Source organism: Bhargavaea cecembensis DSE10, from assembly GCF_000348905.1.
Lineage (GTDB): Bacteria > Bacillota > Bacilli > Bacillales_A > Planococcaceae > Bhargavaea > Bhargavaea cecembensis.
In genome coordinates this window covers 154,368-168,152 of sequence record NZ_AOFT01000008.1, presented here as the reverse complement: position 1 = coordinate 168,152, position 13,785 = coordinate 154,368, and the positions used below count along the sequence as shown (strand labels likewise).

Below are 13,785 nucleotides of genomic sequence, written 5' to 3'. Positions count from 1 at the left end.
ACATGAAAGACTCGGTACTTTACAATGTCTCGTTTATCCGGTTTTGAGCGAACAAGCTCAGGTCCAGTGATGAAGGCGAAGAGGTCACACCCGTTCCCATCCCGAACACGGAAGTTAAGCTCTTCAGCGCCGATGGTAGTCGGGGGCTTCCCCCTGCAAGAGTAGGACGTCGCTGGGCACAAAGCCGTCTCCTTATGGAGGCGGCTTTTTATTTTGGTTTAAAAAAGTTTCTGCATCGGGCGTGTTCAGGGAACCGGGTGGTACGATCCGGCTGATCGTCACGTTCAAGGCCTGATTCATCACTTTCAGCGTATGTTTCATCACTTTCAACACATCAATTGTCACTTTCGCAATCCGGAAACTCAATCGTCAATTTTCGGCCTGCGCGGCTGCCGCCCCTGAAGAGGCGGTTTTTATTTTGCCTGGATGCCAATTCACTCAACCTTTTGGTCTTTACTTTCGAAGAGACGGAAATTGGCGAATTATCATTCTAATCACCTCTCTGTTATGGTATTGTGGAGTTGGATGATTCTTAAGACAGGGGGGCTTTTGAATGAAGGGGTTTAAATTTTTGCTGACACTGGCGGCACTGGTTCTGTTCCTTGCGGCTTGCGGAAGCGAAGACGGGGGAGCGTCCGAAGAAGAGGCCGGAACAGGGGAAGGCAGTGGCGGCCAGACGTATACTGTCGGCATTGACACGACCTATCCGCCATTTGAATTTGAAGACAGCAACGGGAATTACAAGGGAATTGACGTGGACCTGATCAAAGCCATCGCGGAAAATCAGGGGTTTGAAGTAAAGCTTGAGCCGATGGATTTTGGCGGGATCATTCCGGCTCTTCAGGCAGGCCAGCTGGATGTGGCAATTGCAGGGATGAGTATTACGGATGAACGTAAGGAAATCGTTGATTTCTCCGAACCTTATTTTGAAGCGGGGCTGACGCTTGTCGCCCAGAAAGACAACAGTGAGATTGAAGCACTTGAAGATCTTGAAGGCAAGACAGTTGTCGTCAAGTCCGGCACGACAGGTGCCCAGTTCGCCCAGGACAACCAGGATGAATACGGCTATGAGATCACTGTGCTTGAAGACAGCCCTTCGATGTTCCAGGAAGTGTCGAACGGCAATGCGGATGTCCTTATCGAAGACTATCCGGTGATCGCGTATGCCATCGCGGAAAGCAACCTGGATCTGAAGATTGTGGGAGACCGTCTGAACGGGGACAATTACGGCATTGCCGTCCTGAAGGGTGAAAATGCGGATCTTCTCGACAAGATCAATGCGGGGCTGGAGGAACTGAAAGACAGCGGCGAGTACGACGAGATTCTGAACACCTACATCTCGGAATAAGCCGGACAGTCAAAAGGCGCGCTGGGGCGCGCCTTTTCCATTTACACATCAGAGATCTGCAACGATGGGGGAGTGAATGAATGGAAACGATCATCGAGTCCCTTCCCATGCTGTGGGAAGGCTTGAAAATGACGCTTTATATTTTTGCCATCGCAATTGTCCTTGGGTTTCTCATCGGCCTTGTCATGGCGCTTCTGCGGCTTGCGCCGTTTAAGATCCTGAACTGGATTGCCAAGATTTTCATCGATGCGATACGCGGGACACCGTTCATCGTCCAGCTGTTCTTTATCTACTTTGGACTGAACTCGTTTTCCTGGGTGTCCCTTGATAACGTCTGGGCAGGAATTGTAACCGTTGCCATCAATGCGGGGGCTTACTTCGCGGAAATCATCCGTGCCGGGATCCAGTCCATCGACAAGGGACAGACCGAAGCAGCGCGTTCTCTCGGGCTGAACCAGTCACAGAACATGCGCTATATCATCTTGCCCCAGGCGTTCAGGCGAATGCTGCCGACGATCACCAACCAGGCGATTATTTCATTAAAGGATACTTCGCTCCTGTCGATCATCGGGGTCGCCGACCTGACACAGCGGGGCCGGGTCATCGTCAGTGCGACATTTGAGCCGTTCACCATCTACCTGGCGCTCGGAGTCATGTACTTTGTCATCATCTATCTGTTGTCACTCTTGTCCAGTTATCTGGAAAGGAGGTTTGTCCTGCGATGAGTATGATTCAAGTAAAGAATCTGAAGAAATCATTCGGAGATCTGGAAGTCATCAAAGACATCTCAACTGCCGTAGAGCCTTCTGAAGTGGTGTGTGTGATCGGGCCTTCCGGTTCCGGGAAAAGCACGTTTCTGAGGTGCCTGAACCGGCTGGAGGACATATCGGGCGGGCATGTCTATATCGATGGCGCGGATATCACGAATCCGAAAAACAATATCAATGAAATTCGTCAAAAAGTCGGGATGGTGTTCCAGCACTTTAACCTGTTTCCGCATATGACGGTGCTGGAGAACCTGACGCTCGCTCCGGTCAAGCTCGGCAAGCTGAAGCCCGATGCCGCCGAGAAAAAGGCGCTGGGCCTGCTGGATAAGGTCGGTCTGGGTGCCAAGGCGAAGGCTTATCCCGGGGAATTATCAGGCGGACAAAAACAGCGCGTTGCCATTGCGAGGTCGCTTGCGATGGACCCGAAGGTGATGCTGTTCGACGAGCCGACTTCCGCGCTTGACCCGGAGATGGTCGGGGATGTGCTCGGCGTCATGAAGGACCTTGCCAAAGAGGGCATGACGATGATTGTCGTGACCCACGAAATGGGCTTTGCCGCGGAAGTCGCAGACCGGGTACTGTTCATTGATGGAGGCTACATCGTCGAGGAGAATGTACCGAACGAGCTGTTCGGCAACCCTCAGCACGAACGGACCAAAGCCTTCCTGAGTAAAGTGCTATAAAATCTTCCGAAACCGCCTCTCATGCCGAGAGGCGGTTTTTCTGGCGGATGCAGCAGGCTAATATTAGGTTCACAAACGTTCAGGAATGCTGATGGACAGGCAGATACGGGCTCCGTTCCCGCTTGTACGGCTTTCCGCAGTGTTGCACAATGGACTCAGGAAAGAAGGGATGAACGTGAAGATTCTGGTTGTGGATGACGATCCGGGAATCCGGGAACTGGTCCGGATCGCCCTTCAGGAAGCGGGATACGGGGTCATTGCCGCGGGAGATGCCATCGGCGCACTTTCCCTGCTGGATGCCGAAAGTCCGGATTTGGCGATTGTCGATGTCATGATGCCCGGCATGGATGGCTTTGCGCTCACAAGAGAACTGAAGTCGTTCAGGGACATGCCGGTGCTGCTCCTGACTGCGAAAGGGGCGCTGGAAGACAAGGAACGGGGTTTTCGGGCTGGGTCGGATGACTATGTCGTGAAGCCGTTCGAGCCGAAGGAGCTGCTGTTCCGGGTGGATGCGATTCTGCGCCGCTACAGGAAGGCAGAGGAAGCGCCGATCCTGGCCGGTCCGCTCGAGATCGACCGGCAAAGCTACGAGGTGTCCTGCGGGAACAGGACTTTGCTGCTTCCCCTGAAGGAGTTTGAGCTGCTGGCGCTCCTCGCATCACGACCTAATGTGGTGCTTGAGCGTGAACGGCTTCTGGAGCGTGTATGGGGGCTGGACTACGAAGGGGATGACCGGACACTGTCCGTACATATCAAGCGCATCAGGAACCGCCTGGAGGGGCTTACGGATCGTGTCTCCATCGCGACGGTCCGCGGAGTCGGCTACAAGATGGTGATCCGTCCATGAAATCACTCTACGGCAAGTTCGTCCTGGCCTCTGTACTTGTACTCGCGGCAGGGCTCGTGTTGTCCTATCTGATTGTCAATACGGTGTATCACCGTGAGATGAAGGAAGACAATGACGCAAAGCATGTCGCGATTGCCGGATCGATGGCCGGGTTTATCGAAGAAAACGGCCATCTCAATCTGGACCGGTATTTGAAAACCCAGGCGGATGCCGGCTATATCCTGTACGTGACGGACCGCGAAGGGAGCGGCAGCTTCTACGGCGGCCCGTTTGACGACAAGACCCTTCCGCAGGGCACGGTCGAAAGCGTGCTATCAGGGGAAACCTATCACGGTATGCGCGATCTGCCCGCGGAAACATTCTGGGCAGGGTATTTCGCCAATGACCTTGCCAATACGGCAGGGGTTCTGTTCACCTATGACGGCCGTCCGCATGCGCTTTTTATCCGGCCGGACATCGGCCTCCTGTTCAATGAGCTGCATTGGCTGACGGCGATTATGCTCGTGTCGATCGCGGTGATCGGCTTTCTTGCGGTCCTGATTACGGCAAAGCGCCTGATCCGGCCGCTCACGGAGCTGACGGAGGCGACAAACCGGGTCGCGGAGGAGCGGTTCACGGACCTTCCGGATATCCGCCGGGCGGATGAAATCGGACAGCTGTCGGACAGTTTCCGGAGGATGGCCGGCAAGCTTGCGGAAAACGATCAGGCGAGAAAGGCGTTCATCAGTGATGTTTCGCACGACTTCCAGTCGCCGCTGCAGAACATGAAGGGTTACGCGACACTTCTCATGGACCCGGAACTGCCCGCGGAGCGGCGAGTGGAGTATGCGGACATCATCCGGAGCGAATCCTCCAGGCTCTCGGTCCTGTCCGGCCAGCTGCTTGTCCTGACATCAATCGACCAGTTCAAGGAGTTGCCGGAGCCCAATCTCTTCAGTGTGTCCGAGCAGCTGAAGGAGACGGTGCGCAAGTCCCGCTGGCCATTTGAGGAAAAGGGGATTTCTGTGACGCTTGAAGCAGAAGAGGCATCCTTCAACGGAGACCGGGAGCTGCTCGGCAAAGTTTGGGAGAACCTTTTGTCCAATGCTGCAAAGTACACGCCGGATGGCGGGGAGGTATGGGTCCGGCTAACCGACTCGGCCGAATCTGTGACGGTCACTGTAGAGGATTCCGGCCCGGGAATCCCGCTTGAGGAACGTGAGCGGATCTTTGGCCGATTCTTCCGTTCTGACGTGGCCAGGACCGCGGGAGGAGGTACAGGACTCGGGTTGTCGATTGCAAAGGAGGTCGTTGTGCTTCACGGCGGTTCCATTTCCGCAGGCGAGTCACCGGCCGGCGGCGCCCGGTTCACCGTGAAGCTTCCGAAGTAACGTCCGGATTGACCGTTTTGTCACCCCCAGTTCATCTTCCGTTCAACTTAGGAATTTATAATAAATCCAACAAGTAAGGGGGGATCAACATGCAAGAAAAATGGAGTCTGCGCCTGATGCGGATCGCCGCCGTTTTCGGACTGATCGGGACAGTGATCGGCTCCCACATGGCGGGTGCGGGGTCGTATGCGTTCCGCCCGATCCACGCTCATATCCTGCTCGTCGGGTGGCTGTCGGTGTTTGCCTGGGGCGTCTTTTATAAGCTGTATGCTGTGCGTTCACAGAAGCTCGTCGCCATCCACGGCTGGACCGGGATCCTCGGTGCGATTGGCCTCACAACGGGGATGTGGCTGCAGTTCATGCAGCCGTTCGGCATCAATGAAACGTTCTCGCTCATCTTCTACATCGTCGGCGGGACCACTCTGCTCGTCGCGTTCGCATTGTTTGTCGCGGTAACCTTTATGACTGAGAAAGAAGGGAATCGCCGATGAAAGGGAAACGGAAGTATTGGGCGACCCTGCTCATCTGGATCATCGCGGCGTCCGTGCTGTCTGTTGCGGCACCTGGAGCAAGGGACTTTTTTGAACCGAACAAAAACTCAGGTCTTCCGGCGGATGAGCCGTCGATTGTCGCATCGGAGCGGATCGACGACTTCTTCCCTGCGGAAGAAGGGGTTCCTGCCATTGTTGTCGCGGAAAATGAAGACGGCCTGACCGAAGAACAGATCGCCGGCTTTGCAGAAGTGATCGGTGGTCTTTCTGAAAACGAGTCCTATGAAGACGTGACGGCCATCCCGGCTCAGGCGCTTCTCGGAACAAGGGATACGTTCCTCTCGGAAGACGTGACGGTGTTCTTCGCGCCCGTCACTTTGCCGGGGCTTGAAGGAAATGACCTGAAGGCCCTCTTGGATGACATGAAAGAAACCGTAGCCTCCGAAGCGGGTGAGGGCCTGGAAATCTACTGGACCGGACCTGCCGGCATCTCGGCTGATGCGGTCGAATTGTTCTCCAGGGCGGATGTAGTCTTAATTCTTTCCACTGTGGCCATCATCCTGGTTCTTCTCCTGATCATCTACCGCTCACCGCTTCTGGCGCTGATTCCGCTTGTCGGGGCGTCGATCGTCTATGTGGTCGTCGACAAAGTGGTCGGACTCGGGGCTTCGGCAGGATGGTATGTCACGGAGAACCAGTCGATTTCAATCATGCTTGTCCTCTTGTTTGCGGTCGTCACCGACTACTCGCTCCTTGTGTTCTCACGATTCCGGGAAGAGCTGAAGACACATGAAGACACTGCCGGGGCGATGGATGCCGCGGTCAGGGGTATCCGGGAACCGATCTTCTTCAGCGGAAGCACAATCTTCCTCGGCGTTCTGACGCTGTTTTTCGCACTGTATGAGTCATACCGGAACTTCGCGCCGGTGTTTGCGATTGCTGCGGCCATCATTCTGATCGCCGGACTGACGCTGCTGCCTGCCCTGTTCGCCATTGCCGGCCGCAAGGCGTTCTGGCCGAGGATTCCGGCGTACGGCGAAGAGAAGTCTGACAAGAAAACCATCTGGTCGCGCATCGCGGACAAAGTCACGGCCCGTCCGGTTGCGTTTCTGGTACCGGTGCTGGCGCTGCTGGTCATTGCTTCGATCAACACGGTGAACTACAAGGAATCATTCGATCTGATCAAGTCATTCCCGGATGACCTGTCCTCACGCCAGGGGTTTGAGGTGCTGGGCGGGGCATTCGGCGAAGGGGAGCTGGCCCCGGGCACGGTGCTGGTCGTATCGGACGATGCGATCACCCCGGACCAGGCTGCCGATCTGGCCTCCAGGATCGAAGAAGTACCGGGCGTCGCGGGTGCTTCGTTCCAGGGCATGCCGGTATCGGAAGACGGGAAGGCAGCACGTGTTACGGTGACGTTTGATGCAAACCCGTATGCCGGCGAAGCACTTGATGCCGCCAACCGTCTGAGGGACCGGGGCGCTTCAATCGCGCAAGTTGCCGGTATTGAAGCATCGGAGTTCCACCTGGCCGGCCAGAGCGCGGTCAATGCGGATCTCAGGGACATCAATGACCGGGATACACTGCTCGTTATGATCGCTGTTGCGGTCCTGATCACGCTCATGCTGGCTGTCCAGACACGCTCGCTCATCGCGCCGCTGTATCTGATCGGCACGTTGCTGCTGTCCTTTGCGGCGACACTCGGGCTGTCGATCTTCCTGTTTGACGTGTTCTTCGGAACAGATGAAATCAGCTACCGCATCCCGCTCTACACCTTCGTCTTTCTGATCGCGCTCGGCGTCGACTATTCGATCATGCTGATCGCCCGTATCCGGGAGGAGCGGAAGCATCACGAGCTGAAGGAGGCGGTCAAGCTCGGCCTGGAAAAGACCGGAGGTGTCATCAGCTCCGCGGGCCTTATCCTTGCAGCCACCTTCCTTGTGCTCGGGACGATGCCGGTCTACGAGCTGAAGCTGTTCGGAATCATGATGGCACTCGGCATCATGATCGACACGTTCATCGTCCGGCCGCTGCTCATCCCGGCCATCATCCTTCTGCTCGGAAAGAGGAGCGGAATCTGATTAAATTATAAAGCCCCGCAGGTCCGGTCATCGTGCCGGTCCTGCGGGGCTTTTTGTTATTCAATAATGATTTCCTTGGCCGGCATCGTGTGCTGGCCGCGGGCGGTCGTATGCGGGATCACCTTGTAGGTGCCCGGTTCGTCAAAGGTTTTCGTGATGGGATAAGATTCTTCTCCGTCGAATTCGGCCACGATCATTTCGCTTTCCCCGGCCTCGTTCTGGATTTCGTATTTTACTTCATCCGCGTCTTCAACAACCTCATCGCCCAATGTGACGACGGTGCGGATGGTCACTTCTTCTCCGGCAGCCGCTTTCTCCGGCAACTGCATATCCACGGTAAGCGGGTGCACGACTGCATCCTCATCACCATGCTCCGCATGGCTTCCATCGTGTCCGCCGCCGTCACCCGACTTCCCGTCTTCGGCTGTACCGCAGGCGGCGAGCAGGAGGATTAGGAAAGCGGACAAAAGCATGAAATTGAATTTTTTCATGAAGTAACCCTTCTTTCAATTTGTGCTGACTTTATCAAACCATATGGGCGGGCGGCAAGCGTGACAAACAGGCAACGTTTACGACGATTCCGTGACAGTCGTCCCGGCGTGCCGTCTGTGCTCAAGCAGGGTGGGCAGGACCATGCCGAAGAGGATGACGATAATCCCTGCGAGCTGCACGCCTGAAAACGGCTCGTGAAGGAGCAGCACGGAAACGGTGACCGCGACCGGCAATTCGGCCGAGCTCAGGATTGATGACAGCCCGGAGCCGACATGCGGCACTGCGATCCCGAAAAGAGCAACCGGCGCAATAATCCCGAAGACGCCGAGCAGCAGCCCGTACATCCAGAGGCCGTCGGGCAGGCTGCCGTTCCAGAGGATTTCGGGAGACTGGAAGACCGAAATGACGATGACGGCAACAAATGACGTGATGAGCAGCCGGGTGAGCGTATCCATGCCTTCGACCGTCTTGCGGTTCGAGAAGATAAAGAGCGAGAAGGTGAGCGCAGCGGCCATGCCCCATGCCCAGCCCTGCCAAGGAATGCCGGTCAGGTCGGTGCCGATCAGGCCGGCGGCGAGGATCGTGCCCGCGAAGAGAAGGATAAGCGAAAGGATTTCAGCGCGGTTCGGCAGCCGCTTCCTTGCGATGCAGTCGATCAGCATTCCGATCCAGGTAAACTGGAAAAGCAGGACGACGGCAAGCGAGGCGGGCAGGTAGACCAGCGACTTCCCGTATACGATCCCGGTCGCTGCCGTGAAAATACCTGCCGGGATCAGTGCCGATGCCCCTTTCAGGTTCGGCAGCCGCCGGTTGATGGCGGCAAACAACAGCAACGCCAGGAAAAAGCCGGTCATGTATTGGGCGGTGACCGCTTCGGATGCCGTAAAGCCGGCATTCATGGCGAGCTTGATATTGGTTGACAGGATGCCGTAGCAGGACGAACCCACTGCGATCATCACAGGATAAATCCATTTTGGCATTTCTGTGTTTCCTCCATTCCAACCGCTAGTATAGCATGGCCGGATGGTACGGAGGGAGCGGAAGCGCCGCCGAAGCAGGGGAACAGCCGACGGTAATATTTTCTTCCGGACGAAACTTCGGGGCCCTGCGAAACGTAGAATAACCATCATGATCATGGAGGGATTCCCATGTCCATCACCGAACAGCTTGCCGAGATTCCCTGGGGGCTGGTCTGGCCGCTGATTGCAATCCAGTTCGTTCTCATGACGGCGGCTCTGATCGACCTGAACAAAAAACGCTCGACTAACGGTCCGATCATCCTCTGGGTATTCATCATCATCTTCATCAATACGATCGGCCCGATACTCTACTTTACGGTCGGGAGGCGGCATTCGTGAATGCGGTCCTGGAAGTATCGGGGCTCACGAAGCAATATGACGGAGTCCGTGCGGTGGACAGCCTGACGTTTTCCCTCGCTGAACATACCGCGACGGCACTGATCGGGCCGAACGGGTCCGGCAAGACGACGACCCTCTCCATGCTGGCGGGTCTGCTCCGGCAGTCGTCGGGCACGATCCGGTTCAGCGGCGCGGGTAAAGATCCGCGCAGCGCCATCGGATTTCTGCCCCAGTATCCAAACTTCTTCCCCTGGATGACGGCGATCGAGTACATGGAACTGGCGGCCGGCCTGACCGGCATAGGGGGCCGGGACGTGCGCACGGCATGCGAGAAGACGCTCGGCTTTGTCGGGCTGGGGGATGCCGGGAAAAAGCGGATCGGCGGCTTTTCGGGGGGGATGAAACAGAGGCTCGGACTTGCCCAGGCGATCATCCACCGGCCTGCGCTTCTTCTTCTGGACGAACCGGTGTCCGCGCTTGACCCGGCGGGCAGGCGGGAAGTGATGGAGATGCTGAAGGAGATCGGCGAAACCTCGACAATCCTTTATTCGACCCATATCCTGAACGACGCGGAAGAGATGACGGATCAGCTGCTGTTTCTCCGGAGCGGAAAGCTGATCGAGCAGGGCCCTCTCCGTCAGGTCAGGGAAAAGTACGGCGGCTCCGGCTTCCGGGTCTCCTTCAGCGACAGGGAGGCGGCGGAGCAGTTTGCCGGGGCGGCGCCATGGACTGCCCGTGTTGACGGCCCGGCCGTCATGATCTCCGGGGATGCGGTCTCGATGGAAGCATTGCTCCGTTTCGCCTCGGAACACCCGGCAGGCATTACCGGCATCGGCAGGGCTTCCGTGAGACTCGAGGATATCTTCATGAAGGTGGTGGGGAAGCCGTGAATCAGTACAGGCTTTTTCTCGGCAAGGAATGGCGTGAGCAGGCGAGGAGTTTCAAACTCTTCTGGGTACCGCTCGTCTTTATCTTTTTCGGTGCGCTGGAACCGCTCACCTACCATTTCCTTCCTCAAATATTGGAGAGCGTCGGCAACCTGCCGGAAGGGTCAGAGTTCACGTTGCCCGAGATGACGGGTGCGGACGTCTACGCTTCGCTTACCGGACAGTACCAGACGGTCGGGCTGCTTGTTCTTGTGCTGGCATTCATGGGCTCGCTGTCCGGGGAGCGGAAAAGCGGCACGGGGACGCTGCTGTATGTACGGCCGATTTCCTATGCGGCCTATTACCTTTCCAAATGGACGTCTGCCGTGCTGCTTGGAGCTGCGTCCCTCTGGCTCGGTTATGGGATGGCGGCAACCTATATCGTCCAGCTGTATGACCAGGTGCCCGATTTGCGCGATGTTGTGCTGTTTCTCCTGGTAATGGCGGTGTGGATCGTATTTGTCGTGACCCTCACGCTGACGGCAAGCGCGTCGCTTCCGACTGGCGGGGCTGCGGGTGCCGCGCTCGGAATCCTGTTTATCGGCATGATGATTGACGGTCTGGTCGGGACGTACTGGACCTGGTCCCCGTGGAAACTTCAGTCTTACGGATTGGCGTATCTGACGGGCGGCCCCGACACCGGTGACCTGGCCGGGGCGCTCATTGTGACTGCGGTACTGACGGCCTTATTGGCTCTGTTCGGCATCCTGCAGGCCCGGAGGAATGCAGCAAAGGCAAAAGTATAAAGGCTCGGGGAAAAGGACAGACCGGGTTCCCGGACGGTCGCATTATTTAAGTCGGTTCTGATAGAGACGGCCGGTAAAACGTCATTTCCCGGGAAATAACGACGTGTTCCGACATTCTCCGGCATCATCATTTCGACTTGTGATCTGAATGAAGTGGAGGCGGAGGAGAATCTCCGCACGCAAAATCCCCCGGGCGGCTAAGCTGCCGCCCGGGGGATTTCCGCGTGATCAGTTTTCGTCTTCCAGCGTTTCTTCGTTCTGCTGATAGTCCGCGCCGGGGAATTTCTGGGTGGTCGAGGAGTCATGTTTGGTCATCCGGTTATGGTTTTCCTCAATCTCCTCCTGTTTCCGGTCTTCTACGGGAATGGCGTCGACATGCTTCATATCCTCATCCCTGTCGTAGATGCTCTCGCCTTCCAGTCCTTTCATGTTTTCGGGGTTGTCCTTATTCTCGGGCGTCAGATCCAGTTCTTCTTCCACGCCCCAAGTTTCCTCTACTTTTTTCTTCTCCTGACGGTTTTCCATCTTACGCACCTCTTTCCTTTATTAACCGGTTATTACCGCGATTTTCATGGGCATTCCGGAGGTTTTCCTACTACTATTATTTCCATCCGGACTCCGCTTCAAACCAGATGCGGCAGGCATCCCGGTCGAAGAGTCTTTCATTTTTGTAATAGTTTCAGACTCTGTTACCCGGGTAAACACCAAGTAGTCGCACCTCAACATCAACAACAAAAAGATGGAGGGATTCAGAATGGTAAACAGAAAGTATATCGGTACGTATCGCACAGAAGATGAAGTGATGAACAAGATCGAGCAGCTGAAGACGGAAGGGTATGACGAGTCCAGCCTTTACGTAGTAACGAACAACTCGGATAATCTGAATACGCTGCGGGGACGGATGGACGTTGATGCACGCGGCACAGATGATGACCGCGGCTGGCTCGACCGCTTCATGGACTTCCTCGGAGGGGACGAAGCGAACCGCGGCGCCTTCAACGACATGGGCTTCACGGAAGAAGAAGCGAACCAGTACTATAACGATGCACGCGACGGCGGCATCCTGCTGTTTGCTGATGCAGACTACGGACATGCCGGCGGCGATATGATGAACAGCACGAATGTCGGCCATTACGACTCCGGTGTAGTGAACCAGGACGGCATGACAGTGGATGCGCCTCCGCTCGGCGAAGGCCGCGGCGAGACAGTCGGCTCCGGTCGCTATACGGAAAGCGAGCATCTCCACACCCATGCGCATGAACATGATCACCATGATCATCTCCATGAAGATGACGAAGCACGCCGGCTCCGTCTTCACGAGGAGAAATTGAATGTCGACAAGCAGCGCGTCCAGACAGGCGAAGTCGATATCGACAAACATGTCGTCACAGACGAGCAGACCGTGGAAGTACCGGTCACACGTGAAGAAGTGTATGTAGAGCGCCGTAAAGTGGACGGTGAATACGCAGACGGCGAAGTGTTTGAGGACGAGGACAGCATCCGCATCCCGGTAACGGAAGAGCGCGTCGAAGTGACGAAGCGCCCTGTCGTCAACGAGGAAATCGTCGTCGGCAAACGCGAAGTCCAGGATACTGAGACTGTCAGCGAAACAGTACGCCGTGAAGAAGTGGACATCGACAAATCCGGCAATGTGCATGAAGAGTACGGCCGTGCAGGCGGGGAAACACGCGCATTCAATGAGGCTGCATCGGATTTCGACCTCAATGACGAAGAAGATCTCGAACTGCGCAACCGCGACCTGGACAATCGCGACCTGAACGACCGCGGTCGTCTATAAGCCAGAGAGACTCATTCAGCAAGGAGGAATGCAAGATGGCAGACAAGGACAATGGCTTTTCCGATAAAATGAAAGGCGCTGTCAACAAAGTAAAAGGTGAAGCAAAAGACCAATGGGGCAACGCCACGAATGATGCCTCCATGCAGGCCGATGGCAAGTACGACAAAGCCAAAGGCAATGTCCAGGACAAGATCGGGGATTTCAAGGACCGATTCTCCGATGGCGAGCGATAAGTACCTTTAAGCCGGGGAGGCAATGCCTCCCCGGTATTTTTTTGCCTAAAATGGGTCGAAAGTCTGTTGGCGAAAAACCAAAAAGATACGGGAAAAACCAAAAAACATGACTAATTATCGTTGAAAGAATTTTCTAATAAATTTATACTGGAAGAAAAAGAGAACGGGGAAAGGCGGGAGTGAAATGAAGTTGAGAAAGGGCAGGTATGCCAAGTGGCAGGGCAGGGACTATGAGCTTGCATCTTACCAGCGGATTTATTACTTGACCACAGATGATCCTTCTCTTGCGGACGAAGGCTTTCGGCCACAGGAAGGACGCCCGGGCCGCTATATTCGGGAAGTATCGGTGAAAGAGCTGGAGGATGCCTACGAAATCATCCCCTATACGGTCTATAAAAGCCACCGATTTACCATCGAAGGCGAGACCCGGGATGGAAAACTCGTCATGGTTACAAGCGACCCTTATGTCCGGAATGATGTGGAGGTAAAGCCGTACGGCCGGCATGAGTTCATCATCGAAGTGTCTCCGGATGAGGTCGACGTTGCAGAAGAGCGCAGAGGAATCCTTGGATTCAGTAGCCAGACCTCCGTTTATCAGAAATATCTGAAGTAGAAAAACAACATATGCTATAATAATAAAAAGGT

The 13,785-nt window shown here is 55.7% G+C and carries 16 protein-coding genes and 1 rRNA gene; 14 read left to right on the top strand and 3 right to left on the bottom strand.

Annotation, left to right across the window (positions count from 1 at the left end):
- Positions 1-62 precede the first annotated feature (62 nt).
- The 8 genes from rrf to C772_RS09425 all read left to right on the top strand — a co-directional run bounded on the left by rrf (position 63) and on the right by C772_RS09425 (position 7,587).
- Positions 63-178 (top strand): 5S ribosomal RNA (gene rrf / locus C772_RS09460).
- 375 nt (positions 179-553) lie between these two features.
- Positions 554-1,348: a transporter substrate-binding domain-containing protein gene (locus tag C772_RS09455; protein ID WP_008299512.1), complete on the top strand. Its 795-nt coding sequence runs from the start codon at positions 554-556 to the stop codon at positions 1,346-1,348.
- Between the two features lie 80 nt (positions 1,349-1,428).
- A complete protein-coding gene (locus C772_RS09450) occupies positions 1,429-2,073 on the top strand; it encodes an amino acid ABC transporter permease (RefSeq protein ID WP_008299510.1) in 645 nt (214 codons plus the stop codon).
- Entirely contained in the window at positions 2,070-2,798 is a 729-nt protein-coding gene (locus C772_RS09445; RefSeq protein WP_008299509.1) for an amino acid ABC transporter ATP-binding protein, read from the top strand. Before C772_RS09450 ends, C772_RS09445 begins: the two co-directional genes overlap by 4 nt.
- A 175-nt stretch (positions 2,799-2,973) precedes the next feature.
- Entirely contained in the window at positions 2,974-3,645 is a 672-nt protein-coding gene (locus C772_RS09440) for a response regulator transcription factor (RefSeq protein WP_035001993.1), read from the top strand.
- Positions 3,642-5,015: a HAMP domain-containing sensor histidine kinase gene (locus C772_RS09435; protein WP_008299505.1), complete on the top strand. Its 1,374-nt coding sequence runs from the start codon at positions 3,642-3,644 to the stop codon at positions 5,013-5,015. Before C772_RS09440 ends, C772_RS09435 begins: the two co-directional genes overlap by 4 nt.
- 89 nt (positions 5,016-5,104) lie before the next feature.
- Complete coding sequence (locus tag C772_RS09430) at positions 5,105-5,506, top strand: hypothetical protein (RefSeq protein WP_008299503.1); 402 nt, start codon at positions 5,105-5,107, stop codon at positions 5,504-5,506.
- Positions 5,503-7,587, top strand: a complete 2,085-nt coding sequence (locus C772_RS09425) for an MMPL family transporter (protein WP_008299502.1) — start codon at positions 5,503-5,505, stop codon at positions 7,585-7,587. Before C772_RS09430 ends, C772_RS09425 begins: the two co-directional genes overlap by 4 nt.
- Positions 7,588-7,643: 56 nt before the next feature.
- On the opposite strand, the gene C772_RS09420 is transcribed toward C772_RS09425, so the two are convergent.
- Entirely contained in the window at positions 7,644-8,078 is a 435-nt protein-coding gene (locus C772_RS09420; protein WP_008299499.1) for a FixH family protein, read from the bottom strand.
- 78 nt (positions 8,079-8,156) lie between these two features.
- Entirely contained in the window at positions 8,157-9,059 is a 903-nt protein-coding gene (locus tag C772_RS09415) for an EamA family transporter (RefSeq protein ID WP_008299498.1), read from the bottom strand.
- A 168-nt stretch (positions 9,060-9,227) separates the two neighbouring features.
- On the opposite strand from C772_RS09415, the gene C772_RS09410 reads away from it, so the two are divergent.
- The 3 genes from C772_RS09410 to C772_RS09400 are packed head-to-tail and all read left to right on the top strand — an operon-like array spanning position 9,228 to position 11,109.
- Positions 9,228-9,437, top strand: coding sequence for a PLD nuclease N-terminal domain-containing protein (locus C772_RS09410; protein WP_008299496.1), 210 nt, complete (start codon positions 9,228-9,230; stop codon positions 9,435-9,437).
- Positions 9,434-10,327, top strand: coding sequence for an ABC transporter ATP-binding protein (locus C772_RS09405; RefSeq protein ID WP_008299494.1), 894 nt, complete (start codon positions 9,434-9,436; stop codon positions 10,325-10,327). Before C772_RS09410 ends, C772_RS09405 begins: the two co-directional genes overlap by 4 nt.
- On the top strand, positions 10,324-11,109 hold the full coding sequence (locus C772_RS09400) for an ABC transporter permease (protein ID WP_008299493.1): 786 nt from the start codon (positions 10,324-10,326) through the stop codon (positions 11,107-11,109). The genes C772_RS09405 and C772_RS09400 overlap by 4 nt, the downstream gene beginning before the upstream one ends.
- 228 nt (positions 11,110-11,337) lie before the next feature.
- Here C772_RS09400 and C772_RS09395 read toward each other — a convergent pair whose 3' ends face one another.
- Positions 11,338-11,634: a hypothetical protein gene (locus C772_RS09395; RefSeq protein ID WP_008299490.1), complete on the bottom strand. Its 297-nt coding sequence runs from the start codon at positions 11,632-11,634 to the stop codon at positions 11,338-11,340.
- A 229-nt stretch (positions 11,635-11,863) separates the two neighbouring features.
- On the opposite strand from C772_RS09395, the gene C772_RS09390 reads away from it, so the two are divergent.
- From C772_RS09390 to C772_RS09380, 3 genes are all read left to right on the top strand, one after another.
- Positions 11,864-12,907, top strand: a complete 1,044-nt coding sequence (locus C772_RS09390; RefSeq protein ID WP_008299487.1) for a YsnF/AvaK domain-containing protein — start codon at positions 11,864-11,866, stop codon at positions 12,905-12,907.
- 35 nt (positions 12,908-12,942) lie between these two features.
- Positions 12,943-13,140 (top strand): CsbD family protein, encoded by a 198-nt coding sequence (locus C772_RS09385; protein ID WP_008299485.1) that lies wholly within the window; start codon positions 12,943-12,945, stop codon positions 13,138-13,140.
- A 184-nt stretch (positions 13,141-13,324) separates the two neighbouring features.
- Positions 13,325-13,753, top strand: a complete 429-nt coding sequence (locus C772_RS09380; protein ID WP_008299483.1) for a hypothetical protein — start codon at positions 13,325-13,327, stop codon at positions 13,751-13,753.
- Positions 13,754-13,785 lie beyond the last annotated feature (32 nt).